Raw genomic sequence first — 25595 nt, 5'->3', positions numbered from 1 at the left:
TTCACTTAGTCTTTTTCTTAATATGTTCTCACTCCGTGAATTGAGCCTTGGTAATTTTTAGTTTGGTCATTAATCGATAGGGATCGATATCTTTTTCGGAGATATAAGTGCAGTTTTCATTGATATATCTCTATTTTCGGAGATATAAATGCAGTTTTCATTGATATATCTCTGTTTTTCGGAGAAATAACTGTTTATAAGGGCAGTTTTTATTTTTTTGAATGAAGTGCAAAAAAAAACTGCAGACAAAAAGTAAGAAGCAACCCTGAGTTGGGTTGCTTCTATCATGATATGACAATTATTTCTTCAAATGATACGGAACGGTCGTAACCACTACATTCCTTCTATAAAGTAAATACGCACGAATCAGTAAACTAGATTGGTTATGGAGAATGTTGTGCCAGCCCTTCTTCGGAATGAATTGGGGGATGATCACGGTTACTTGATAATTGGATTCACTGGCCTTATGCTCAACCGTATCCACAAATTTAGTCAAGGGCTGAATGATGCTCCGGTAGTAGGAATGAAGCGTGACAAGCCTGATATCAGGCTGCCATTTCTTCCATTTTTCTTCGAATTTCTTTTCATCTTCCCTTTCAAAGGAGATGTATACGGCAATGATTTGATCTGCCGAAAGGGACTTGGCATAATTCAAGGAATTCTCAACTACATGAGTGATACCGGCAACAGGAACGATGATAACATTTCCTTGGATGGGCAGGGTCTGCTCACAGGTAGTGATGCGCAATTGATCGCCTACCGCATCATAATGTCTCCTTATGCGATGGAACATGAAAATGATGATCGGCAGGAAGATCAAAACAGGCCATACATGAACGAATTTTGTTAAAAAGAAAATGATCGTGACAATAAAGCTAATCATTGCCCCAATGGAATTAATCGTTAACTTCACGATCCAGCCTTTTGGCTTTTCCCGGATCCATTTAACCATCATCCCCGACTGCGACAAGGTGAATGGAATGAAAACACCTACTGCATAAAGGGGAATGAGATTCTCGGTATGCCCTCCAAAAGCGACGATCAGGATAATCGATGCAAGTCCAAGGATGATGATTCCATTGGAATAACCTAGGCGGTCTCCCCTTATCGTAAACATCCTTGGAATGAACTTATCCTTGGCTAAATTGACCGCTAGCAACGGGAAAGCGGAATACCCCGTATTGGCAGCAAGAATCAGGATCAATGCCGTCGTGCCTTGAATGAAGAAATACATGAAATTCCGTCCAAATATTTCTTCGGCGATTTGGGATACCACCGTTACTTCTGCGCTTGGAACAATGCTTAAATAATAGGCCAAAAATACAATCCCCGTAAATAAGACAGCTAGTAACGAGCCCATCGCTATTAAGGTTTTGGCTGCATTATTCGGTGCTGGATCTTTAAAGTTGGGGATTGCATTGGAAATCGCTTCGACGCCGGTCAAGGCGGAGCTGCCTGATGCAAATGCCCTCAGCAGGATGAATAAACTGATGCCCGCGACTGGGGTTCCGATCGAAGCATGCAATTCAGGTGAGACATCCCCAGTCAGGATTTTGTATAGTCCCACCCCAATCAGGATGAATAATGCTAAAACGAACAGATAGACAGGATAGGCCAATACAGAAGCCGACTCTGTCACCCCTCTTAAGTTAAGGATGGTAAGCAGGATCACAAAAATGATGGCAATGCCGACATTATAAGCATGCAGGCTGGGAAAAGCGGACGTGATGGCATCCGTGCCTGCAGAAACGCTCACGGCCACCGTCAATATATAATCCACCAATAAGGATCCGCCAGCGATCAGCCCTGGATTTATGCCCAAATTGTTTTTTGAAACGACATAGGCGCCTCCGCCATGCGGGTAAGCAAAAATGATTTGCCTATAGGACAAGATAAGCGCCGTTAACAGGATCAAGACCCCGATGGCAATCGGTATGGAATACCAAAATGCCGCAGCACCAACCGTGATCAAGACGATCAATATTTGTTCCGGACCATATGCGACTGAGGACAGAGCATCAGAAGATAGAATGGCCAACGCTTTTGTTTTGTTAAGCTTTTGATCACCCAGTGCATTTGATTTTAAGGGTCTTCCTATCAAGAACCTCTTTATTGATGATAACATCAAAAATTCACCCGCCATGTTTTTTAGTAATAAGTTTAGGTTACCCTGCTAAAGCAAAAAAACAGAAAAAAATAAAAATGCCTGCAAGTCATAACTAAATAGACCTGCAGACATCAATTTTTTTGTCTAACAAGCTCCACCTTCCTTCTCATATAACGCTTACGAGGTTAGCTGTCGGATTCGGACCTAAGAGTAGCCCTACCTTGGAAGGATTCACCCCTTGGATTATACAATAATCCCTATAACGGGTCCCCCGCACCAAATGGTTTAAGCGATTTAGAAATATGAAACTGTTGATTATCATACTCCCGTGAACTGGAAAAGTAAATGAAAATTTTCCTTGTAAAAAGAATATTTTTTTGCAACTAAGGTTATGTTGATAATCTATGCTTCCTACGAGATCCAAGCCCAGCAAATTCAGAAAGGATGACCGTGATTCGTATGGCTAAAAATACAATGAAACCGATCCTATCGGATGAATTTTTAGATGAAGTGGTTAAAGAAATCAATGAACAATTTGGCGGGCCCCTAAATGAAAATAAGCATCACCTCCAGCATCCGGACGATGAAGAAAGAAGCTGAATTTCCCCTATCCTACTGGATGTTTCGTACTTATCCATAGCGCTATAAAAAAACTCCGGTTAATTCAACCGGAGTTTCAGACTGTAGACAAACTCGATGAAAATCGAGTTTGTCTATTTTTATGGCCTGTACAATTTAGACGTTGATTTCCACTCCAGGCACTCGCTTTCCGCGGGCGGTCGGGGAGCCTCCTCGGCTTTGCCTGCGGGGTCTCCCCTAGACGCGCTTTTCCCGCAGGAGTCTCGTACCTTCCGTTCCAATCAACTTTGTCTTACCTTTTAGATAGAACACTTTTGACTGGAGTCATTTTTGTTTTAAAATTGAAGGATTAAAACTTGAGGTGATGAGGATGCTTTCTAAACATGATTCTATTCAGCGAGATCAACTTGAAATGATTACTTTAGATCAACTGGTGCCACCGAACCATTTGGTTCGTAAAATGGAGGCTGCCATTGACTTCACTTTCATTTATGACTTGGTGAAAGATATGTACTCAGAGGTAGGACGCCCAAGTATTGATCCAGTTATTTTAGTTAAACTGACTTTCATTCAATATACCTTCGGTATTCGTTCCATGCGTAAAACGATTGAAGAAGTTGAAACCAATATGGCTTACCGTTGGTTCTTAGGCTATGGTTTCCATGATAAAGTACCTCATTTCTCTACGTTCGGAAAAAATTATGAGCGACGCTTTAAAGATACAGACCTGTTTGAACAGATTTTCTGTCGCATTTTAATGACAGCTGCTAATAAAAAGTTAATAAGTGTAGAACACGTTTTCGTGAATTCCACACATGTGAAAGCCAGTGCGAATAAACGGAAATTTGAAAAGAAAATCGTTCGTAAAGAAACACGAGCGTATCAAGGACGTCTTCAAGAAGAAATCAATCAAGATCGTGAAAACCATGGAAAGAAGCCTTTTCCACCAGATAAATTTGATAAGGAAGAAACCAAAGCAATTAAAGAAAGTACTACGGATCCTGAGAGTGGCTACTATGTGAAAGATGAACGAACAAAACAGTTTGCCTATTCATTCCATGCGGCCGCAGACGGCAACGGTTTTGTATTGGGAACGATTGTAACACCTGGTAATACACATGACAGTCATATTTTGGAGCCACTTGTTGAGCAAGTGATTGAGAAAGTTGGAAAACCAGAAGCAGTTGCCGCAGATGCAGCTTATAAAACACCAGCGATTACAAGCTACCTATTTAACAAAGAAATCACACCTGCTTTACCCTATACACGTCCTCGTACAAAAGAAGGATTCTTTCGCAAACATGACTATGTTTACGATGAACACTTTGATTGTTACCTTTGCCCTTCGGGAGAAACTTTAAAGTACTCAACAACAAATAAAGAGGGCTATCGCGAGTACAAATCGCCCAAACAAATTTGTGCAACATGCTCATTTTTATCACGGTGTACGGAAAGCAAAGACCATCAAAAAGTAGTGACACGGCATATCTGGCAAGCATATGTGGAAGAAGCAGATCATCTGCGTCATCATCAAGAGGTAAAACCTATATATGCGAAACGCAAAGAAACGATTGAGCGTGTATTCGCAGATGCAAAAGAAAAGCATGGTATGCGTTGGACTACTTTAAGGGGACTTAAAAAATTGTCGATGCAGGCGATGCTTACTTTCGCTGCCATGAATGTAAAGAAGATGGCCACTTGGACATGGCAAGGTCCTAAAACGGCTTAACATAGTGGCTCGAAGAGCCCAAATCTCGTAACCTTTGGTCAAAATTTCAAAGGAATTTCAAAAGGGGTTCGGAATTTTTTAATTCCGAACCCCTTTTGTCTACAAACTGAAACTCCGGTTAATTCAACCGGAGTTTTTTTGGCTGCCCTGCCTTTCTTTGACGACTCGTCCAAACCGTTTTAGCTTATCCTCATAGAATGATAAAGTAGTCATCACCAAAAGCAGCAAGAAACTAACCTTAAACAGCAATGATGATACTACTTGATTTAAGTCTTGAATAAGGTAAGCATGTTTTTTCCACTTCATGGGCTTATAGGTGCGTTAGCCTTAGATGACAAGCCAGCGTATCCATATTCCCCCCGCCAATTTCCCACCAGGTCCATACCGTAGTCCACTTTTTCACTCCTTCCGTCCCTGGGGCTTAATGTTTGGGTTGATGAAACCCAATGGGAAGACTTATTGACGTCCTTACTTTTAGGGTTATCTTAATTTCAAAAGGAGGGATGAAAAATGTATATGCATCATTCACCCAGAATGGGTATCATTCACACAGAATTGCCATATCTAGGGATGGCCGCGCAAGTATACACCGGATTTTTAGAATTTCAAAAGGATGTTGAGACTGTGCAAGAAACTGAAAACAGACAGTCGCTTTCCGCTCCTATAGATAAGTTTGAATGATCTCATGGCATTAACTGCCCCCATCATTCTTCATAGATACGATCTGAACCGACCTATTAAAGGCCGGTTTTTATTATTCAGCATACACACGCGTCCCATCAAAAGATGTTTAATTACAGATAAGAATTCCACATAATAAAGTTGCCTGAGTGGAATAAATTTACTTTTTTACGAATCATGATATATTAATATAGTTTTTTAGCACTTAAAGCGTTCAATTAAAAAAGATTGGTTTGTATACATAACCATGGAAGGGCCTTTATCAAATGGAAAAGACGCATCATTTGCCAAGGCATGTCCAGTTTATGGCCTTGGTCGGACTGATTGGAACAGGGATCTTCAAGGGAAGTTCCGATTCATTGAATATGGCCGGTCCAAGTGTCGTGATAGCCTATTTAGAAGCCCCGAATGAAATTCAGGGCTTCTAAATATTATCCACTTATCCCCAAAAATTGAAATTCCCGAAGATTTTATCCTGATAATCCTGCCTTTTTATTATATTTTCACCATACATATGTTAAAATATCCAATGAACCAATCATCCTACAAATTTGAGGTGTATTTGTTGTCCATATCCAAAGCAAATCGTTTATCACTTGTCGAACAGGTCGTTTCCCAAATCGAGACATTAATCGAATCCGGCGAATGGGAGATTGGAAGTCAGATTCCGCCTGAAATGGATTTGATCAAACAATTCGATGTAAGCAGAAATACATTAAGAGAAGCGATACGATCTCTTGTTTATGCAGGACTTTTAATTACGCAACAAGGAAAAGGAACATTCGTCAAATCAGCAAGTGCCTTGGGCGCCGCATTTCAAAGAAGGATCCAACGATCAAGTTTATTTGAAACGTTAGAGGTGCGTCATGCCCTTGAAAGGCAAGGAGCCCAATTGGCCGCTGCTAGACGCGATCAAGAAGATATCGAAAAATTACGGCTGCACCTAACAGCCTGCAGCAAAGCGGCAGAAGCCAAAGACCTCAAGGCATATGAGGAAGCGGATATACAGTTGCATAAAACGATCATGGCTTCCTCACATAATGGCTTATTGATTGACTTGTACGAACATATGGAGGATTCCTTGCATGATTCGATCCATCAAATCGCTGGGATGAGTCCTGATGCGAATTTACACTTAAGCATCCATTGCAATCTAGTTGAAGCCATCATCGACCAGGATGTGGAGCGGGCAATCGATTCGGTGAATGGATACATTGCACATTTCAAAAAATTCATAGACTAAGTACGGAGGAATATTATGGCCATGCAACAAGCGGTAAATCAGCTAGAACAAAACAAACTGAATAGTAATACCAAACTTGGACTGCTCATCATCGGAATTATCCTACTCGCAGCCAATCTAAGGGCTCCCCTTACATCAGTCGGTCCCCTTGTAACATCGATCCGCGATGCATTGGGAATCACCAATGCACTATCTGGTTCTTTAACGACTTTGCCTTTGCTCTCTTTCGCTTTATTATCTCCATTTGCACCTAGGATAGCCCGGCGTTTCGGGATGGAGCTCACCTTATTTGCATCTTTGATATTATTAACGGTCGGAATTGCAATACGCTCACTTGGCGGTGTCCCGACATTGTTCATCGGAACGATTTTAATCGGGCTTGCCATCGCAATTGGCAATGTTTTGTTACCTAGCCTGATCAAGCATAACTTTGCAAGAAATATCGGTTTGATGACCGGAGTTTATGCCGTTTCCATGAATTTATGCGGGGCCATGGCATCCGGCATCAGTATCCCCATTGCATCTTCATCGAGCATGGGTTGGGCTGGTGCCCTCGGATGCTGGGGCATCCTATCGCTCATCACCATTTTCTTCTGGATGCCGCAATTAAGACGGCCATTTAAAGGGGAAAGAAACGTACAAACCGTTAACAAACAAAAAAACACGAATCTGTGGCGTTCAGGGTTAGCATGGCAAATTACGTTTTTCATGGGCTTACAATCCTTCATCTTCTATACAGTCATAACCTGGATGCCTGAAATCCTCGAGCAAAAAGGGCTTAACGCCGATGAAGCCGGCTGGATGCTATCCATCATGCAGCTTGCCGTCATTCCCATCACCTTCATTGTGCCGATTTTAGCCGGGCGTCTCCAGAGCCAGCGTATATTGGTGGTCCCGCCTGCCGTCTTCCTTGTTGCGGGGATTTTCGGCATCCTATATGGAAGCGAGCTATTGATCCCGGTATGCATGATGCTGATTGGGATTGGAGTCGGAACCATATTCAGCTTATCGATGATGTTTTTTAGTCTGCGCACACGAAGTACCCATGAAGCGACGGAATTGTCAGGTATGGCCCAATCATTCGGGTACCTCCTAGCTGCCGTTGGACCCGTGTTATTCGGCTGGCTGCATGACATGACACATAGCTGGACCATTCCATTATTAATGCTAGTGATCATATCTGCCCTAATTTTCATCGTTGGGATGCGTGCAGGGAAAAATGAATATGTAACAGCTCATTAACTACATAAAAAAATGATCCCAGTATAATATTGGGATCATTTTCTTTAGTTAGGTATTCACTGTGGCAAGATGCTTTCCACCAAAACTAAACTGAAGGATGGCCGTGTTCCTGTAGGGGCACACCTCTAGCTCGATCATTCATTTTTTCAGCTACCAAAGTAGTATCCTGAAAGAGTACCAGAAAGTCAGCAATTTTCGTTTGTGATTTTGATTTTGTGTTTTGTGTTAGGAAGTAGCTACAGGCATCCTCTAAATGGCCATGAATTTATGGTGGATTGTATTCGCCTTAAAACTTCTGTCAGCAAAGCAAGATGACTCATTAACCATCTTGAGTGAACAAAGTAATGATCTGAATGAACTGACGAGGTAGTCTATTCGTAGCATACTGTAATTTATAAACTTTTCATATTTAGAGGCAGAAAGTAGAAGATCTTGGCTCATTGCGTTAACGAGGTAAGGCATCATGCTTGATTTTTTTGAATCACGTTTGGGAACGGACCGATTCAAACATGAAAAAATTTCACTAGGTCAAACAATGTCATCTTCAAAAGGGTATAAGATATTGGGGTTTAAACCATACCTATCAATAAAATTCTTTCTGGTAAATATCTTGATTTCTTTTAATTCGGAAGGTGTTGGAAATGATGACACTTTGTATATTGGAATGTGCTCTATATTAATCAATTGCCCTAAGTCAGTAGTTATTAATATATCGAATCCATTTTTTCTAAAGAGTGAATCTATATCAGAAAAGTCCATTACATAGATATTCAGCCGGTTTCCAAAATGATGTTTTAAGACTTCACGAATATAATCTTTCTCGACATATGAACGGCAAACTAAAGCCGCTTCGATAACCATCTGATTTTTTTTCCTTAATATAGAAGCTTGGACCAACATGAATATTTCCAAAATTTCGATATCTTCAAAATATATAGAGAACTTTCTCGAAATATCTTCTGCTATTTTTCCAATCATCCCAAATAGAGGGTTTTTTTCGAAATACGGAACGAATTGCAAGATATTATTTATTCTCGTATCTGTCTTTAATATCAAATCAAAAGTGATTCCGCGAAGTGTTTGCGCAAATTGGTACATGAAGATGTCGTCCTGGGAAACATCCAAGCCAATTTCTTTTGATAAATTATCAAGAAAATGATTTAAAGGCCTGCCACTGTCCGAATTAAGCTTGGAACGTATGTACCGGAGTTCCTGTGTACGATTTAAAGACATTTCTTCACTCATTAAATATAAAGAAAAAAAGAATATTTCTTGAATTTGTGTCTCCCTATTCGGGATTTTTTCCATGAAGTTGAATAATTTCTTTGATATTTCAAACACTCTCGATCCTTCGTTTTCATCGATAACCGCTTGCGGGATGGTTACAAAGCAACTATGGGCTATGCGAATGTTAGAGATATGAAGGATTATCGCCAATCTTTGGATTGCCCCCATATGTAAGGAGGTCCTATGCTCCTTCAAAAGCTTCAATACTTGTTCTTGAAACTCTTTAAGATCGAAGGATGTAATGAATTCATTTAAGTTCCCTGACATATACTCAACATACTGCATAATGAAGCGCCTGATCTTTTTTTCATCACCAACGATTTTATACGGACTATAAGTTAATTGAACTCCGGCACTTTTCACTACTTCTTCTATCTTCTCAAGCTGCCTGTACACTGTGGAACGGCTGATATGAACATGTTGTGTAATGTAATTTATGGTCACTCCATTATTAAGAAGAATTAATTCCAAGGTTTGAAAATAGGTATTTTCACTTTTAAGATGAAACCAAAGCTCTTCTATGGTACCGTTTTTCGGTTTAATTAGTCTTACACCTTGAACTTCATTTTTTTCAATTTTCCATTCTGGCGGAAGTGTTGAACCAGTATGTAATAAATCCCTCCATAATGTACTTTTTGAATAACCTGTTTTTTTTGAGAGCTCGTTTAAACTGCACCAGGTATCTTCATAAAATAAATGATACATAAGTTCTGAATAACGATCATTAAATCGATTCATACTATCACCTTTAACTTTACTAATTTTCATATCTACTAAACAAGCTTTCGACACAGGTACTTAAGTACCAAAACTCCCTTCATCATAAAAAAAATTAACATACTCACTACTTACAACCCAAATTTATCACATTTTCTACCTGATGTCGTTTCATATGCAACACATGAAATTCAAATATTGAAACTTGACAAGTCTTTACCCGTTCATTAAAATTTCAAAAAAAACACTTAAGTTTACATTATCCTATTGGATTGTTCCCGCTTCATAGGACAAAGATCTCCTTGTTACATCAATAATGGCCTAGTATAAGCAAAGTAAAGGAGCAGGTAATCAAGAAGATAGTTATCTTATCTTTCAAAAAATGAAATACACAACAAACAAGCATTAGTATTCCAAAATTGAAACAATGTATTTCATTTTAGACACAAGCCTATTACTTTAGCATCACTATTTTGAGGTCTCCACTTATTTACACAGTTACGGTCTTCACAAAATAAAAACACCGGTTTGCAGAAATGATAAAAGAAAACGCAGATGGAGTTTCCCTAAAAAACACTACTCCATCTGCAACTTCCTGGATATGCCACATTTATGATCGTTGGAAAGACCGCTTTATCATGACACTTTCCTGATGCGTGATCAGTTCTCGAATTTCCGGAAAGAAAAAGACTGCGGAGGGTTATCTCCCATACAGTCTGGTCATAGCGGCGTTTCACCTCCATGGCTTTCTTACTGGAAAATACAACGCCCATCAATATTCGTAATGGACCAATCTCTTAGGGAGAATCTTTACAGACTGCAGATCGACCTTTTGCAAATGAGATATAGGGGCTAATTCAAACTTTCCATGCTTACCGTCAAGTGAAAGAAGCTCGGCTGTTAAATCATTTCCATAGATGTAAATAATTTTATATTGTCTTGATTTATAGATCACCTTATCACCAATCTTCATAAGCGCCCTCGTTTCTATTGCAGAATAAAACAGCCTTCCAAAAATGAAATGAGGCTCAATTCCATTTTTGGAAGGGGAAGATTAAAAATATTCATGCGGAATCTTCATTATTTACTACAATGGAATGAAGTTCTATCGCTTTTATATTTTCCACTAACCTTTTTCTTGTACTTTCTATCTCTCTTCCATATAAACCCTTTTGTTTACTTGAAAGATACACCAATTTGTCAATATCTCGATAAATCTTTTTAAACGTCATTCTCATATCCGGCATGCCTCCTTTTATTTGGTAAGGAAGGTTCTTTCCTGATTGTTCCGGGACTTTTATATCTTGATATATGGCTTAGTCCGAAATCTCATTGGGTCATTTTGGATGGTGCTGCAATTTCCTTTACAATCGCCGCTATACGATCCTGGTCTTCTTTTGTCATGGCGGAGCCGGATGGCAGGCAAAGACCTTGTTCAAATAACCTGCTTGAAACACCGATATCGTCCGCGGCGGTGAAAAATGCTGAACCTTTAAAGATAGGCTGTAAGTGCAAGGGTTTCCACAACGGTCTTGATTCTATATTTTCCGCTTCCAGTGCATGGATGATATCAATCGGCCGTGTACCGGTAACTTTTTCATCTATGATTACTGCCGTAAGCCAGCGGTTCCCCCTCGTATCCTTCAACTCAGGCATGAATGCGATTCCTGGTATAGCTCCCAATGACTTTTGATACCGATCAAAAACTCCTCTTCGTGCGCTGACACGATCGTCCAACACTTCCAATTGGGCCCGGCCGACTCCAGCTAATATGTTACTCAGGCGATAATTATAGCCTACCGAGCTATGTTCATAGTGAATGGCCGGATCACGCGCCTGAGTGGATAGAAAAAGTGCTTTATCCAAATAATCTTCATTATCAGAAACGAGCATCCCACCTCCAGATGCTGTAATGATCTTATTTCCGTTTAACGAATAAATTCCCATATCACCGAACGATCCCGTTTGTTTTCCCTTAAAAGTGCTTCCAAGCGATTCAGCTGCGTCCTCGATCAAGGCAACCTTATATTTCCTGCAAATGCTCTGAATTTCCTCCACCTTTGCACTTTGACCAAACAGATGGACTAAAATGACCGCTTTAGGAATCCTGCGTTTCTTCTTGGCTGTATCCAATGCTATTTCCAATGCTTGAGGAGACATATTCCATGTATCGAATTCAGAATCAATGAAGACTGGTTCCGCTCCTTGGTAAACAATTGGATTCGCACTTGCTATGAAAGTAAAGGAAGAACAAAATACGGTATCTCCCCTGCTTACTCCCAATACTTTCAGGGCCAAATGGATTGCGGAGGTACCGGAGCTTACCGCCAATGCCCCATTAGTGCCGGCATATTGCGCAAAGCCTTCTTCCAAAGCCTTTACGTTCGGCCCTAGAGGTGCAATCCAATTCGTCTCGAAGGCTTGTTCAACATAATATTGCTCATTCCCACTCATATGAGGCGGTGAAAGAAAAACTCTTTTTTGCACCATTCCATCCCCTCCTTAGTTAGTGATCCTTGCTGGTGAACCCACGGCAGTTAATTCATCTTGCATGTCTTCAATAACAGTCGAACCGGCACCAACCGTACACCATTCACCGATCTTGATGCTTGGTATCACCGCGGCTCCCGCACCTAACAAGGTTCCAGTTCCTATCCTTACAGCCCCCGTAACCGTTGCATTTGGCGCTATATGAACAAAATCCTTTAGATGTGCATCATGTTCTATGACTGAGGAGGTGTTAAGGATAACCTGGTTCCCGACTTTTGCCCCTGCATTCAAAACGACATTGGGCATGATGACCGTTCCACTGCCAATCATGACATCTTGACCTATGACAGCTGTCGGGTGAATGACCGTCTCGTAATCCATTGGATCCAAATTCAGTTCGTTCACGAGTTTCATTCTTATATCGTTCTTGCCTATTGCAATAATTAACTTACATTCAAAATGGATGAACAAGTCCTTGAAGCTTGAGATCGGACCGAAATACAGTTCCCCCTTTTTTTTCAACACTTTAAATTCATCATCCAATATGGCCATGAGCCGATGTCCATCCAGAGCTCGGATGATGTCTTGGACTACTTTTGAATGTCCTCCTGCTCCGATAATAACGATTTTCTTCAATTCATATCACTTCTCATATCTTTAAAGTTTAGCGGTTCCTTAAGCGGAAAAACATTTAGGAACCCCGTGGTTGGTTTTTAGCATGAACCTTTCACCCAACGAACTTGCGGGTCGTGACATGACCCTCTTGCGTAATGGCCTCTTGTTTACATACCTTGATCAAAGTAAGATATATGATTTTCATATCCAACAAGAAGGATTGATTTTCGACGTACCAAACATCAAGCTCAAATTTTTTCTCCCATGATATCGCATTGCGGCCATTTACTTGGGCCCACCCTGTCATTCCTGGACGGACATCATGCCTCTTTGCTTGTTCTGGGGTATATAACGGGATATATTCCATCAATAGCGGCCTAGGCCCTACAAAACTGATATCTCCCTTGATGATATTTATTAATTGCGGTAGTTCGTCCAAACTTAGTCTCCTAAGAAATCTGCCAAAATTAGTCAACCTCTTTTCGTCGGAAATTAAATTCCCATCCTCGTCCTTTTCATCTGTCATCGTCCTGAATTTATATAGATCAAATGGAATGCCATTAAGACCTGGACGCTGCTGCTTAAATATTACGGGTGAGCCCAATTTTAAGCGGATAAGGATGAAGATGAGCAGCATGGGCAGCGAACACGAAAGGATCGCCAGACTAGATATCAATAACTCGAAAGACCTTTTCATTTTTTCCTCCCTATTTCTTCATGCCTAGCTAGGATATTGTTTAATAGGATACATAATGGTTACTTGCTGTAAGCCTACTTCTATTTATAGAAAGTCCATTCTCGGGTTCATGCATTCATTACGATACGTGAATTTCATTGCCTACCCTATTATTTGCCAAACACAGCATTCTTTCTTTTAACGTTTCTTCGCTCATGACATCATAAGTGCTGATAATATCCTGAATGGCATGCCAATTTACATCCCTTGGTTTCCCAATATGGATTTTCGGATAGACCTGCTCTTCATAGACTTCATCTGCTCCAAGCAGTTCTTCAAATAATTTTTCCCCAGGCCGGATTCCTGTAAAGGTTAGCCCAATGTCTTCAACCTTGTAACCGGAAAGTTGGATGAGTTTCTTAGCGAAATCGACGATTTTGACCGGTTCGCCCATATCCAGCACAAATACCTCTCCTCCTTTTGCCAAAACCCCTGCCTGAATGACCAATCTCGAAGCTTCTGGAATGGTCATGAAATAACGTACCATTTCTGGGTGTGTGACGGTCAGAGGTCCGCCCTTTTTTATTTGCTTTTTAAAAAGGGGAATGACACTGCCATTGCTGCCAAGAACATTTCCAAATCGAACCGTTACGAATTTTGTATGACTTGATGAACTTTTGTATGAAATCATCATCTCGGCTATACATTTTGAAGCGCCCATGATGCTTGTCGGATTCACGGCCTTATCGGACGAAACCATGACAAAAGTGTTCACGCCACTCCCTTCCGCTGCATCCGCTACATTCCTCGTACCTAGGATGTTATTTTTCAACGCTTCTTTAGGATTGGACTCCATAAGCGGGACATGTTTATGGGCAGCTGCATGATATACGATCTTGGGTCGATGGTGGTCCATTACTTCAAACATCCTCCTTCGGTCCTGGATATCAGCAATTTCCGTGACAATCTCTATCTTGTCTTCATAAATCTCCAGCAATTCCATCTCAATCGCATAAATGCTGTTTTCACCATGTCCAAGCAAAACGATTTTAGCTGGGTTATATTTCATGATCTGCCGACATATTTCCGATCCAATCGAACCTCCTGCCCCTGTTACCAGTATCGTACTTTCAACGATCGTTTCTAATATCCCTTTATCGTCCAATTGAACGGGAGAACGCCCCAATAAATCCTCCATTTGTATATCTTGCAATTCATTTATCGGAACGTTCCCATGTACGATTTCTTCAAGACTTGGGACGATTTGGGTCTTTACGGTTGTCTTCGTGCATTCGGACAAAATGGTATTCATATCTTCTCTTTTCAAGGAAGGAATCGCAATGACGATATGCTCAATCTTATATTCCTCCACCACTTGTGAAATATCGTTTGTTGTTGCCACTACTGGTATATTGAAAATCTCCAAGCCCAGCTTCGTTTTATCATCATCAACAAATGCAACTGGCACTAATTTTATATGATTGGATTTCAACAATCTGCTCGTTATCATCGTCCCTGCTGATCCAGCGCCGACAATCAAGGTTCGTTTGTTATCGGATGGCCGCTTGATTTTAGGATTAAAGTATACCCGCCATGCCAGGCGGGAGTATCCGATCATGACCATATAGAGGATCCCTGTAATAAAAAGCTCCCTCAAATAAAGATAATGGGTAAAGTACAGCTGGCAGATGGATGTACTGATCAGGGCAAATGCCATCGCCCTGAACAAATGGAACATTTCACTGGCAGTGACGTATTCCCAAGCCTTTTTATACTGTTTCAAAAAAGCCGTATAGAAATAATGAAACAAAAGCAAAACTAGCCCACCAATAAGTGCGAATGCTGGTATTTCATCAAGTGGATTCAATAACCAATAACTTAAAAAGACAGCTGTCACAACAATCATCGCGTCAAATAAGACTAATGTGATAAGCCGGTTATAATATGTCAAATCTACTTCTCCTCATTAAATATTTTTAATCAAAGAAACGATTCCTTGACTTTCATCCCATACAAAACATTTTCCGCATTTACATGAAAGGCATTCACCACTGCTTGTCCCATGTTCTTTTCAACCAACTTATATGCTTCCCTGATTTGAAAACCTCTGTTTCCTACATTGTGGGCATCCGATGCAATGAAATGAGTAAGACCCGAGTGAATTAAATATTTGGAAAATCTTCTTGTTCTCCATCCGAATTTACCTGTGATGCTCCCAGCAGTTAATTGTGAATACGCCCCCTTCCAGATCAGTTCTTCTAAAAGGTGTGGATTTCTTATTATTTCTAAATTCCGCTCTGGGTGAGCAATGATTGGCGTGATTCTTTTCATTTGCAGATCATAGATCAATCGCTCCGTATATCTTGGCACATGGTTTGAAGGAAGTTCGAGAAGCATGTATTGCGAACCATTCAAGGCCATGACACTATTATTATCGTAATCTTCCAGAAGCTCATCCGATATCCTAATTTCCTGCCCCGGCCATACTTTAAGCGGGATGTCGAGTTCATCTAGCACTCGATTTAATTGCCATGTCTTGCGCTCGACCTTTTCTTTATCGTTATCATATTTCCCCTTATAGTAATGGGGAGTTGCAATGATGTCGGTAATTCCTTGTTCAACCGCTTTTCTCGCCATTTCGACACTTTCCTTAATATTTCCAGCGCCATCATCCAACTCTGGTAATATGTGACTATGAATATCAATCATTGTTAGTTTCCTTCCTTAAACCCAACAAAAAGATGAATTTCTTATTTACCATAGTAATAATATTCGTCTGAGTACTTTTGTTTTTTCTTATTCAGGATTGCTCCTAAAAGCTTGGCGTCGGCTTTCTGAAGCAACTCCTTCGCTTTTTTTGCTTGCTGTATTTCCGTACTTCCGCTGCTAACCACCAAAACAACTCCATCTGTCATATTCGCCAGGATTTGAGCATCTGTAACGGCATTGACCGGAGGCGTATCCAGAATAACCAAATCATAATTCATTTTTGCTTCTTCCAATAAATTCTCCATTCCATTCGACCCAAGCAATTCCGATGGGTTCGGAGGAATAGGGCCACTTGTCAACACATCCAAATTTGGGTAAATGGAAGATTGTATAGCTTCCTGCAATTGATTTTGCTTTGTTATGATATTCGTTAATCCCAAGAAGTTCTCCATGTTAAAGTTCGTATGGACACTGGGTTTCCTCAAATCTGCATCGATGATGAGGATGCGTTTTCCCTGCTGTGCAAAAACAGCTGCAACATTTATAGAAGTGGTTGATTTCCCTTCACCAGGGTTTGCCGAAGTGAAAATCATCGACCTTATGTCTTTTTCCACTGCAGAAAATTGAAGATTCGTCCGGATTGTCCTATATTGCTCCACAACCGGAGATTTCGATTTCAACATGGAAATACTGCTTCTTTTTTTAGCATCTGTCATTTTATGCCGTTCGTTGCGTGTCAAGCTATTCACCTCTTGAGGTTGTGATTGCAATACAAATCCATCATTTCCATTTCTTTTTGTTTTCCATTAAATTAACGATGCCAAGCATCGGCATCTCTAGATGTTCTTCAATATCAGACTCAACCTTGATGGTATTGTCTAAAAATTCGATTAGGAATGTAACTACTAAACTGATAACCACACCTGCAAAAAATGCTTGAATCATGTTGATGATCGGATTCGGTTTTATAGGTGCGGTATTATCTCCAACATTTCCTTTCGATAAGACATTGACATTGTCCACATTCATAAGCGTTTTTATTTCCTCTTGGAATATGACCGGTATTGTATTGACGATATCTACAGCAAGTTTGGGATCGCTGGCTTCAACTTTTATCGTAAACAATTGTGAATTACCCTTACTGACGATTTCGATTTGTTCCGATAACGCAGAATTTGAAATGTTAAGATTCAGTCGGTCTTTAACCTTTTCAAGCATCATTGGACTTTTTATGATTTCGCTGTACGTTTCAATCAATTGAATATTAGTTTGAATCTCACCTACCTTGTAAAGGTCTGTATTATCTTTGGATTGATTGACCAGGATTTGTGCAGATGCCTGGTATACAGGTGAAAGGATAAAAAGGCTAACGGCTCCTGTTATCACAGTTATTAGGGTTGTGATGATAAAAATGAGTGCTATGCGTTTTTTTACCATTTGAAAAAGATCTTTTATACTTAGTTTCTCCCTCATTCAATCAACTCCAATCCTTCTAAAAATCTTTCCGTTTGTCTCATTCATGTTCTTGATATCTATAACTTTGAAATCTTTTCTGATATCAAGCCATTTTCCTCCATCACATTTTTGGAATCGAAAATCAATGGAGCATGTTCATGGATGCTTTTCCAGTCAAAACAGCTGTGCGGTGTTCCGATGACCACAATATCGGCGCTTCGAAGAATGGCAGCATCGTATTCCGCTACCGGTTGGATTTGTCCATTGATCATGATTTCTTTGGCATAAGGTTCAATGACGGTAAGGTTCCGGACCTTGTCTTGTAACCGTTCAAGCAAGTGAACGACCGGACTTTCCCTTAAATCACCGATGTCACTTTTATAAGCAACACCTAAAACCACAATATGTGAGTATTTCATGAGCTTGTCTTTGGCTGCAAGCAGTTCAAGGATGCGGGTGTATGAATAGTGGAGCATTCCGTCGTTAATTTCCCCAGCCAGTTCAATCATTTTTGCTCGATGACCATGTTCTTTTGCTTTATATAGCAAGTAGTATGGATCGACCGGTATACAATGTCCTCCCACGCCAATTCCAGGGGTGAATTTCATGAACCCGTATGGCTTTGAGGAAGCGGCATTAATCGTTTCCCATACGTCAATTTCCAACTCTTTGCATAGAACGGTCATTTCATTGACCAAAGCCATGTTGATCCACCGGAATGTGTTCTCAAAGATCTTGCTTAATTCGGCTACACGGATGCCATTGACCCGATGAGCGGTTTTTCCGATAAACAGGCACGCTAAATCCGTACAGCTTTCCGTTATCCCACCGACAACCTTTGGCGTGTTACTTAAATTAAAGTTTTTATTTCCTGGATCGATTCTTTCCGGAGAATAAGCTGCAAAGACGTTTTCCCCAATTACATATCCTTTTTCAATTAATGGGGCACAAATATATTCTTCTGTTGTTCCTGGATATGTTGTACTTTCTAAAATGACCATTGTACCTTTCTTCACATGTTCAGCAATGACTTGCCCTACATCCTTGACAAATGAAATATCAGGTTCTTTCGTTTTATTGATAGGAGTCGGGACACAAATCAAAATAACATCCATCTCTCCCAGGAGGTCCATATTCGTTGTTGCTGAAAATCTTTTCTTTTTGATCAATCCTGTTAACTCCGCACTATCTACATCATTGATATAGTTAATTCCGTCATTTAGGTTCCCCACTTTTGTCTTGGAAACGTCGAAGCCAGTCACATTATAGCCTTTGGACGCGTAATGGCAGGCCGTCGGAAGGCCGACATACCCCAATCCAATCACTCCAACTTTAGCCGTTTTATCCACTATTTTTCTCCGCAGAACCTCATTTAATGAATAATGGACATTATCCATATGCCCGTCTACTTCTTGGATTACCTCTGTTATCATGGTTCCCTCTCCTCCATTTTTTCCTTTTTAATTTAAAACTGTAACGCCTGAGGAATCAGGACATTACACTCGAATGAATCATGCAGGAAAACTCACACTTTAGACCCACAACAAAGGAATGTACGTGTACCCTATAAAAAATCAGGTTGTTATACTCACCAGTGACTCGATTGAGCATCCACTTTGTATGTTTTTCGGTAAACATTTTTCGTTCGCAGTAATAAGGTAACATAATTATTTTCAATGGCAGTTTCAGTTTTCGAATGCGCCGTTCTATTTTTGATACGCCTTCAAGTCGAAACGGTTATTTTCATTTCCGTCCTGCCCCACATTGATGATTGGCAGCAATTTATTAAAGCTTTGGTGTAAGTTTTCTACTTGATATAATTAAATCCGCTGCTGCAAGAACCAGTTAATTATGATGAAATTTTTTTAAGGATAGGAAATCCCCCGATTGTTTGGCCTTGGTCACAAGTGCCTGTTTTTTCGGGGGATTTCTCCATTGTGCCTAGTTATTAACGTAAAGGACTATTTCTTTTCAGAAGCTTTCGCAGTCATATCTGTCCATTTATCAATCAGCCATTCCTGCTTTTCTTTAGTGTCCGTATTTTCATACTCCACCCTGAAAGGTCCCTTCCCTTCCAATACATAATATCCATTTCCTTTTACACTTTTTCCAGGTGCAAGTTTTGTCCCCAAATTATCCCCTGGATAGATCTTCAGCTTTTTATTGTCTTGATTCCATACCGACATTTCAAAAGCATCCACATGCCGTTCTTCTGCCGTTTTATTTGTTGCCTTCAGCTGTATCTGTAAAACCTGCTTGTCTTTCTTATCTGGATGTTTAAGCTTCAAAGCCTTTTCTATCTCTATGCTTACGCCAGATACGGTTTTCTCTTGCCCTGTTTCTTTTTTATCCGTTTCGTCGTTAGTGGAAGCATTCGTTTGCTTATGCATTTCTTTCTGTTCATCCCGGGCTTCCTTTTCTCCTGAAATGCAGCCTGTCAAAAATATGGTTAAAGTCAATATACAAATCCAAATGCTTGGGAAGCTTCTCTTCAATCCCATCAATTCACCCCTTTTAAAAAACGAAGAAATACCTGACCCATTAAGAAGGCTTTCAAGTATGTAAGAAGGACCCAGCTCCTATAGGAGAGTCCTTCTTATTCCTTTGATTATTCAACTATTGTTTTTGCGACTTCTCGTCCAACTACGAGAGGACCATTATCAACTTCAATGACATCTCCGGCTTGCAGCCTCCGAGTCACCCCATTTTCATCCTCAATAAATCGGCTGTAAATACGGTAACTTCCATCCGGATTGATGACTCCTGCTCCAGTTTGAGTAAGAGAAACTGTTCTCAGTGGCTTTCCGTTAACTATCAAACGGAGATTCTGGGTCCCTTCCGGTGCTATGCCCGTAACATAATCTGCATTAGGGGCCACAGGATTCACCTGCAGTTTAACTGCTTCCTTGACTACCGTAATATTGGCTTGCAAGTTCGACGGAGTCCGTAGACCGTAATCAACCGTAACGATATCGCCTGCTTGTAAGGTTATATTATTTCCATTCTCGTCCACCCCAACATATCTGCTGTAAATACTGAATGTTCCATCTTGATTGACAGGTGCCGTACGCAATGGTACACCATTTATCAGTAAGCGTACGACCGTTGCTCCTTCCGGCGCAGTTCCAGTTATCGTTTGGGCATCTGGATACACAGGATCAATCTTTACAGGTTCACTAGGCATGAACTGCACGACTCTAACAGATGAGCTCTTGCTGACATTCCCTGCCGCGTCTGTCAGGGTGACTGATATGATCGTATTGACAGGCTGATTGGGAATCGCAACCTTGAATTTTCCGTCTGGACCCACTACCCCCGTATAATTATTGGAATTAATGGTGACCGTGACATTTGCTTCGGGTTCACCGCTTCCTGTCACTTCTTTACTGTTTGTTGTCACTTCATCCAGTCTCGGTGCATTCGGAGCCGTTATATCCTTATCCAATAAATCTTTTGCTTTGTTCAGTAAATCTTGCAGGCGGTCTTTTTCGGCACCTCCCGGAAGCTTATTGACCGCTTCTTGGGCTGTGTCAATCGCCCCTTGATTCGTTGTCTCTTTCAATGTGTTGAACTTATCATCCGTGAACAGATCTTCGACTTTGTTCTTCGCATCGTTCAAGTCTTTTTCGACTTGTTCGTTCTTGTTCAATAAATCTTGGGCGTTATTCAGGAGCTCTTCCAAACGCTCTTTTTCCGGGCCGGCTGGCAATTTATCGACTGCTTCTTTCGCTTCGTCTATCGCTCCTTGATCCGTACTTCCTTTCAATGTGTCGAACTTATCATCCGTGAACAAATCTTCGACTTTGTTCTTCGCATCGTTCAAGTCTTTTTCGGCTTGTTCGTTCTTGTTCAATAAATCTTGGGCGTTATTCAGGAGCTCTTCCAGTCGCTCTTTTTCCGGGCCGGCTGGCAATTTATCGACTGCTTCTTTCGCTTCGTCTATCGCTCCTTGATTCGTACTTCCTTTCAATGTGTCGAACTTATCATCCGTGAACAGATCTTCGACTTTGTTCTTCGCATCGTTCAACTCTTTTTCGGCTTGTTCGTTCTTGTTCAATAAATCTTTCGCTTTGTTCACTAAATCTTGTAATCGATTTTTTTCCGAACCGGCTGGTAATTTATTGACTGCATTTTGGGCTTCGTCAATCGCCGCTTGATTCGTCGAACCTTTCAATGTGTCGAACTTACCGTCGGTAAAGAGATTTTCCACTTTATTCTTCGCTTCAGCTAGTTCTCTATTTGCTTGACCTTCAACATCCCTTCCCAGTTCAATAGACTTTGTTTTTCCAAGTTCAATATTGAAGACGGGGTTTAAGTTTTGTGAACTTACAATACTACCTGGGGTGGCTACGTCATAGCGATAATTAGCATTCCAAGTGAAATCCTTGCCATCCGTACTCACATAACTGTTAGACGTATTCGCCAATAGCTTGACCATGCCCGTATCGATATTCATCGTCAGGGAGGTAGACAAATTATCTATGGCTTGACCATTAATCGATGATAAAATGACTTTCTCCGGCTTCTTAAAATTCATTTTCCCTACATTTACCACTTGTATAGCATGTCCATTTTCCGTACTCACTTGAAGCTCTGAGTTTTCATTGATCTCAGTTGCTCCATAAGCTAAAATCATTGGCGCTGTCTCTGTACCCGTTCTATTCATCTCGACTTCTGCACCTGATTCAATAATAAATGATTTCAGAATCCCTTTGCCTGTAACTCCCTTTAGTCCATCAAAGTTCACCTTTGCATTTTTTCCAATCGTGAAATCCCCATTACCCTCTGTTGGATAAAAGATCCCATACCCACTTTTGCCTGTTTTGATTTCTACATTAGCGTCAGGTGCAATCTTGAATTGAGGAGTTTTTGAAATTGACCAAATGAGGGCATAGCCATTATTATGAAAAATTTTAGTATCACCTTCAATATCAATACTTCCAACTTCCGCCATCTCTTGGGCAGGTGATGACCCTGGCATTATGTCATTAGTAATACTAATCACATTAGTTCCTTTAAAAATTGCTTTCCCGTAACGGTTCCAAATCATTTGTGGTCCTAAATACGATACATTTTCGAATACTTGTTCGACATTTTTTGATGCATCGTCTATTGTAATGAATCCATAATAATTTTTTCCTTTAATTTTAAGGTCCTTTACAGTGACATTCCGCAATATATTACCCTTTCCATAGTAGAGCCCTCCTGTTTATCCATTCGCTCCTGTTTCCGATAATGTAAAGTTATTTCCTTCAATCAATATGTTTGATTTTTTCGCTTGAATGTTAATGGGACCGCTTATATCGATGTTTTGTCCAAGTATGATTGTCGTAATTCCATTATCAGCTTCCAGCGCAGCCTTTAATTGTGCGAAGTTGGTAACGACGGCTTCATTGGCCGCCCTAGCTGTTGCCGCTTTACTATCTGATTGGGGTTCCTTTGTTTGTGTACGCGATTCCTGACCTTTGGCCTCAGACTCTTGTTCATTCATAACTTCCTTATTTGGTGTAGATGATTCCTCCGCAAATCCTACTGTTGGCATTACTAGTGAACTTGCTAACAAAAATGATGTGGTCATGACGTTAATAGGTTTTAACACTTTACTTTTTTTCATATGGATTTTCCCTCCTAAAATGGTAATTTTGGTAGATGACAAATTTATAATACTATTTTTAGGCAAACACATTGTTCCAATAATGGTGAATAAAAATTCATTTTTGAAACTGCATGTATGCGTAAAAACTTATATATAGTGATTTTGTTTTATATAAAGGTGAAAGATGAAAAATAGAAGGTCGAGGTTCCACTACTTCTGCAAAAAAAAGCACAGCTACATATTAAGTAGCTTGTGCTCATCATTGGCATGAATTGTGTTCTATTACCTAAACACATTTGTATCTTAAGTTTGAAAAAAACATTGGCATATTGGATATTGAATGCATGTGTGAGCGAATCGAACCTTACGTTTTCGCTATTTCCATTCCTTTATTTTTCCCTCCTCACCCATACCCTTTATTTCCTGTGGGCACTTATAAGGAAGCAGAGTGAAGTAACGATAATGAGAGTAATTTTCAACGCATTAATTTCTTGTTTATTCAATAGTAGGTACATTAAAAATAGGACTAAAAAGGCTTGGATGAAATACATCCGATTTTTTATAAGGAATGCCCCTGCTTGTGACATCCATAATAATAAAAAGGCAAATGGCTTCGACATAATCTTGCTCCTTTTATTTGATGGCAACCATATACATACACGCATGAGTTGAATTTTGAATACTAACGAAACTTTACAACACTGATTGGCTGAAACTCACATGCTACATAGGAAAAACTTAAACGGCCTGTCCCCAATAAATCAAGGAACAGGCCGTTTAAGTGTGTTGATCCAAGCCTCAAGGCCTTGAATCCATCCAGCACGAGGGTAATGCATCTTCTTTTAACAATGGGATTAGGGGAAGTGTTTCCGCACTTCTATTATAGTCTAATATATTTTGCCAAACCCATCGTTCCAAAAATGAAACGGTTTGATTTACATTTCAAATTCTGCTTATTTTTCTGCGCTGCTTTACTGGTGGATATCGACGTATCGTGTCACTTTAAATAAATAGAGTGAAATAGGAATGTATTTCCAGGTATGAAATGGCAAAAAAAAAAAGATCGTAGAGAAAAACCCCTACAATCGTAGAGGAAGGCGGAACGGCCTTCCCCTGTAACCTTATGCGAATTTCTTCTGTTCTTCGTCCTTAAAAAAGCTCTTCATCGCGTGGAAAACATCCGCCTTTTGCTTTAAGATGAAATATCTGAACTTTTCATTATCGATATTCTTATAGGCTGTCATTAATGTAGAATGGCGATTGTATTGATTGACTTCGCCATACCCGAACATATTGGAAAGCTTCATGAGTTCCTCCACAAGCTTGACGCATCTAACATTGTCTGATGTGAGATTGTCACCATCGGAAAAGTGAAATGGATAGATATTGAATTTCGCAGGGTCATACTTATGATCAATAAGTTCTAATGCTTTTCGATATACGGACGAACAAATCGTACCGCCGCTTTCCCCTTTTGAAAAGAAATCCTCTTCCGGAACGACTTTCGCTTCCGTATGATGGGCAATGAATTCGATTTCAACCGTTTCATATTTCGTTCTCAGGAATCGGTTCATCCAAAAGAAAAAGCTCCGCGCCATATACTTTTCCCATAGCCCCATACTTCCGGAAGTATCCATCATTGCCAGCACAACAGCTTTGGAATCCGGCTTTTCGATTTCATTCCACGTCTTGAATTTAAAATCTTCCTTATAAATCGGATGAAAGCCCGGGTCGCCGCTTAACGCATTCCGTTTAAAAGCGGATATCATCGTTTTCTTCTTATCGATATTCCCCATTAAGCCTGTCTTGCGGATGTCGTTGAATTCGATTTGTTCAAGCGTATGCTCCGCCTGCTCTTTTTTCTGGAGATTAGGCAGTTCCAGCTGACTGAACAGTGCTTCCTCCAATTCCATCATCGAGACCTCTGCTTCATAATAATCCTCGCCCGCCTTGTCACCTGCTCCTTGCCCTTTACCTGCTCCTGAGTCGGATGGGGAGCCGTCCCTTGCGACCACGTCTCCCACCTTACTATCTCCATCCCCTTGACCTACATGTTTGTTCTTATCATAATTGTAACGGATCTTGTATTCATCCAAGGAGCGAATGGGAATCTTGATGACATCCCGGCCGTTTGACATGACGATACTTTCTTCGGAAATTAAATCAGGTAAATTATTCTTGATCGCTTCCTGCACCTTTTCCTGATGACGCTGTTGATCATCATAGCCTTTTCGATGGAGGGACCAGTTTTCCTGTGAGATAACATATTGTTGATTATTCTCTTCCGACATTCTCTTCCCCCCTTAAAAATGTTTGCACGCTTTTCATCATTCCTTCATATACTAAATTAGTGTGAGAAAACCCAAAGCATCCCGGTTTTAATTTACAGAAAATAACAGTCGATAAAAACATACTAAAAGAAAAGAAATGTATTACTCTATCATATGCAGGGTTGCCGGATAATTTACA

The 25595-nt window shown here is 40.4% G+C and carries 22 protein-coding genes and 1 riboswitch; of the genes, 6 read left to right on the top strand and 16 right to left on the bottom strand.

Going from position 1 to position 25595, the window contains the following annotated elements; translation table 11 throughout:
- Positions 1–298: 298 nt before the first annotated feature.
- Complete coding sequence (locus tag MHI53_RS04990) at positions 299–2125, bottom strand: APC family permease (protein WP_061143290.1); 1827 nt, start codon at positions 2123–2125, stop codon at positions 299–301.
- Between the two features lie 140 nt (positions 2126–2265).
- A riboswitch (cyclic di-AMP (ydaO/yuaA leader) is annotated at positions 2266–2409 on the bottom strand.
- 157 nt (positions 2410–2566) lie between these two features.
- Here MHI53_RS04990 and MHI53_RS04985 point away from each other — a divergent pair.
- The 6 genes from MHI53_RS04985 (at position 2567) to MHI53_RS04960 (ending at position 7581) form a co-directional block, all read left to right on the top strand.
- On the top strand, positions 2567–2707 hold the full coding sequence (locus tag MHI53_RS04985) for a hypothetical protein (protein ID WP_155645528.1): 141 nt from the start codon (positions 2567–2569) through the stop codon (positions 2705–2707).
- A 349-nt stretch (positions 2708–3056) separates the two neighbouring features.
- Positions 3057–4415: an IS1182 family transposase gene (locus MHI53_RS04980; RefSeq protein ID WP_340372910.1), complete on the top strand. Its 1359-nt coding sequence runs from the start codon at positions 3057–3059 to the stop codon at positions 4413–4415.
- Positions 4416–4925: 510 nt separating this feature from the next.
- A complete protein-coding gene (locus MHI53_RS04975; RefSeq protein WP_155645529.1) occupies positions 4926–5096 on the top strand; it encodes a hypothetical protein in 171 nt (56 codons plus the stop codon).
- Positions 5097–5362: 266 nt separating this feature from the next.
- Positions 5363–5524 (top strand): hypothetical protein, encoded by a 162-nt coding sequence (locus MHI53_RS04970; RefSeq protein WP_340373727.1) that lies wholly within the window; start codon positions 5363–5365, stop codon positions 5522–5524.
- Between the two features lie 137 nt (positions 5525–5661).
- On the top strand, positions 5662–6339 hold the full coding sequence (locus MHI53_RS04965; RefSeq protein WP_340372909.1) for a FadR/GntR family transcriptional regulator: 678 nt from the start codon (positions 5662–5664) through the stop codon (positions 6337–6339).
- Between the two features lie 15 nt (positions 6340–6354).
- Positions 6355–7581 carry an MFS transporter gene (locus MHI53_RS04960; protein WP_340372908.1) on the top strand — a complete coding sequence of 409 codons (1227 nt, stop codon included), beginning with the start codon at positions 6355–6357 and terminating at the stop codon, positions 7579–7581.
- Positions 7582–8109: 528 nt separating this feature from the next.
- Here MHI53_RS04960 and MHI53_RS04955 read toward each other — a convergent pair.
- From MHI53_RS04955 to yhbH, 15 genes are all read right to left on the bottom strand, one after another.
- Positions 8110–9606, bottom strand: coding sequence for a helix-turn-helix domain-containing protein (locus MHI53_RS04955; protein ID WP_061143293.1), 1497 nt, complete (start codon positions 9604–9606; stop codon positions 8110–8112).
- A 751-nt stretch (positions 9607–10357) separates the two neighbouring features.
- A complete protein-coding gene (locus MHI53_RS04950) occupies positions 10358–10558 on the bottom strand; it encodes a hypothetical protein (protein WP_061143294.1) in 201 nt (66 codons plus the stop codon).
- Positions 10559–10649: 91 nt separating this feature from the next.
- Positions 10650–10823, bottom strand: a complete 174-nt coding sequence (locus MHI53_RS04945; protein ID WP_155645531.1) for a hypothetical protein — start codon at positions 10821–10823, stop codon at positions 10650–10652.
- 91 nt (positions 10824–10914) lie between these two features.
- Positions 10915–12075, bottom strand: a complete 1161-nt coding sequence (locus MHI53_RS04940; protein WP_061143295.1) for an aminotransferase class I/II-fold pyridoxal phosphate-dependent enzyme — start codon at positions 12073–12075, stop codon at positions 10915–10917.
- 12 nt (positions 12076–12087) lie between these two features.
- On the bottom strand, positions 12088–12711 hold the full coding sequence (locus MHI53_RS04935) for an acetyltransferase (RefSeq protein ID WP_061143296.1): 624 nt from the start codon (positions 12709–12711) through the stop codon (positions 12088–12090).
- 91 nt (positions 12712–12802) lie between these two features.
- Entirely contained in the window at positions 12803–13387 is a 585-nt protein-coding gene (locus MHI53_RS04930; RefSeq protein ID WP_061143297.1) for a sugar transferase, read from the bottom strand.
- Positions 13388–13505: 118 nt separating this feature from the next.
- Positions 13506–15317, bottom strand: coding sequence for a nucleoside-diphosphate sugar epimerase/dehydratase (locus tag MHI53_RS04925; RefSeq protein WP_061143298.1), 1812 nt, complete (start codon positions 15315–15317; stop codon positions 13506–13508).
- A gap of 29 nt (positions 15318–15346) precedes the next feature.
- The gene (locus MHI53_RS04920; RefSeq protein WP_061143299.1) at positions 15347–16075 is read right to left on the bottom strand and encodes a CpsB/CapC family capsule biosynthesis tyrosine phosphatase; all 729 of its coding nucleotides are present in this window, start codon (positions 16073–16075) and stop codon (positions 15347–15349) included.
- Positions 16076–16116: 41 nt separating this feature from the next.
- The gene (locus MHI53_RS04915; protein WP_340373646.1) at positions 16117–16824 is read right to left on the bottom strand and encodes a CpsD/CapB family tyrosine-protein kinase; all 708 of its coding nucleotides are present in this window, start codon (positions 16822–16824) and stop codon (positions 16117–16119) included.
- Positions 16825–16855: 31 nt separating this feature from the next.
- Positions 16856–17548 (bottom strand): Wzz/FepE/Etk N-terminal domain-containing protein, encoded by a 693-nt coding sequence (locus MHI53_RS04910; protein WP_340372907.1) that lies wholly within the window; start codon positions 17546–17548, stop codon positions 16856–16858.
- A 59-nt stretch (positions 17549–17607) separates the two neighbouring features.
- Positions 17608–18963: a nucleotide sugar dehydrogenase gene (locus MHI53_RS04905; protein ID WP_340372906.1), complete on the bottom strand. Its 1356-nt coding sequence runs from the start codon at positions 18961–18963 to the stop codon at positions 17608–17610.
- A 528-nt stretch (positions 18964–19491) separates the two neighbouring features.
- Entirely contained in the window at positions 19492–20031 is a 540-nt protein-coding gene (locus tag MHI53_RS04900) for a DUF5067 domain-containing protein (protein WP_340372905.1), read from the bottom strand.
- Positions 20032–20138: 107 nt separating this feature from the next.
- Positions 20139–22706 carry a toxin Cry1Ac domain D-VI-related protein gene (locus MHI53_RS04895; protein WP_340372904.1) on the bottom strand — a complete coding sequence of 856 codons (2568 nt, stop codon included), beginning with the start codon at positions 22704–22706 and terminating at the stop codon, positions 20139–20141.
- A gap of 33 nt (positions 22707–22739) precedes the next feature.
- The gene (locus tag MHI53_RS04890; RefSeq protein WP_340372903.1) at positions 22740–23144 is read right to left on the bottom strand and encodes a pectate lyase-like adhesive domain-containing protein; all 405 of its coding nucleotides are present in this window, start codon (positions 23142–23144) and stop codon (positions 22740–22742) included.
- Between the two features lie 1103 nt (positions 23145–24247).
- On the bottom strand, positions 24248–25417 hold the full coding sequence (gene yhbH, locus MHI53_RS04885) for a sporulation protein YhbH (protein WP_340372902.1): 1170 nt from the start codon (positions 25415–25417) through the stop codon (positions 24248–24250).
- Positions 25418–25595: the final 178 nt, after the last annotated feature.

It is taken from the genome of Peribacillus sp. FSL E2-0218, from assembly GCF_037992945.1.
GTDB lineage: Bacteria > Bacillota > Bacilli > Bacillales > DSM-1321 > Peribacillus > Peribacillus simplex_B.
The sequence above is the reverse complement of the archived record's forward strand: the minus strand, read 5'-3'. Positions and strand labels throughout refer to the sequence as shown.

Bases quoted from the DNA above. Each gene is read 5' to 3' on its own strand.
- MHI53_RS04900 (WP_340372905.1), bottom strand. From the start codon at position 20,031: ATGGGATTGAAGAGAAGCTTCCCAAGCATTTGGATTTGTATATTGACT.
- MHI53_RS04980 (WP_340372910.1), top strand. From the start codon at position 3,057: ATGCTTTCTAAACATGATTCTATTCAGCGAGATCAACTTGAAATGATT.
- MHI53_RS04960 (WP_340372908.1), top strand. From the start codon at position 6,355: ATGGCCATGCAACAAGCGGTAAATCAGCTAGAACAAAACAAACTGAAT.
- MHI53_RS04955 (WP_061143293.1), bottom strand. From the start codon at position 9,606: ATGAATCGATTTAATGATCGTTATTCAGAACTTATGTATCATTTATTT.
- MHI53_RS04930 (WP_061143297.1), bottom strand. From the start codon at position 13,387: ATGAAAAGGTCTTTCGAGTTATTGATATCTAGTCTGGCGATCCTTTCG.
- MHI53_RS04910 (WP_340372907.1), bottom strand. From the start codon at position 17,548: ATGAGGGAGAAACTAAGTATAAAAGATCTTTTTCAAATGGTAAAAAAA.
- MHI53_RS04890 (WP_340372903.1), bottom strand. From the start codon at position 23,144: ATGAAAAAAAGTAAAGTGTTAAAACCTATTAACGTCATGACCACATCA.
- MHI53_RS04970 (WP_340373727.1), top strand. From the start codon at position 5,363: ATGGAAAAGACGCATCATTTGCCAAGGCATGTCCAGTTTATGGCCTTG.
- MHI53_RS04905 (WP_340372906.1), bottom strand. From the start codon at position 18,963: ATGATAACAGAGGTAATCCAAGAAGTAGACGGGCATATGGATAATGTC.
- MHI53_RS04945 (WP_155645531.1), bottom strand. From the start codon at position 10,823: ATGAGAATGACGTTTAAAAAGATTTATCGAGATATTGACAAATTGGTG.
- MHI53_RS04975 (WP_155645529.1), top strand. From the start codon at position 4,926: ATGTATATGCATCATTCACCCAGAATGGGTATCATTCACACAGAATTG.
- MHI53_RS04985 (WP_155645528.1), top strand. From the start codon at position 2,567: ATGGCTAAAAATACAATGAAACCGATCCTATCGGATGAATTTTTAGAT.
- MHI53_RS04920 (WP_061143299.1), bottom strand. From the start codon at position 16,075: ATGATTGATATTCATAGTCACATATTACCAGAGTTGGATGATGGCGCT.
- MHI53_RS04940 (WP_061143295.1), bottom strand. From the start codon at position 12,075: ATGGTGCAAAAAAGAGTTTTTCTTTCACCGCCTCATATGAGTGGGAAT.
- yhbH (WP_340372902.1), bottom strand. From the start codon at position 25,417: ATGTCGGAAGAGAATAATCAACAATATGTTATCTCACAGGAAAACTGG.
- MHI53_RS04990 (WP_061143290.1), bottom strand. From the start codon at position 2,125: ATGTTATCATCAATAAAGAGGTTCTTGATAGGAAGACCCTTAAAATCA.
- MHI53_RS04950 (WP_061143294.1), bottom strand. From the start codon at position 10,558: ATGAAGATTGGTGATAAGGTGATCTATAAATCAAGACAATATAAAATT.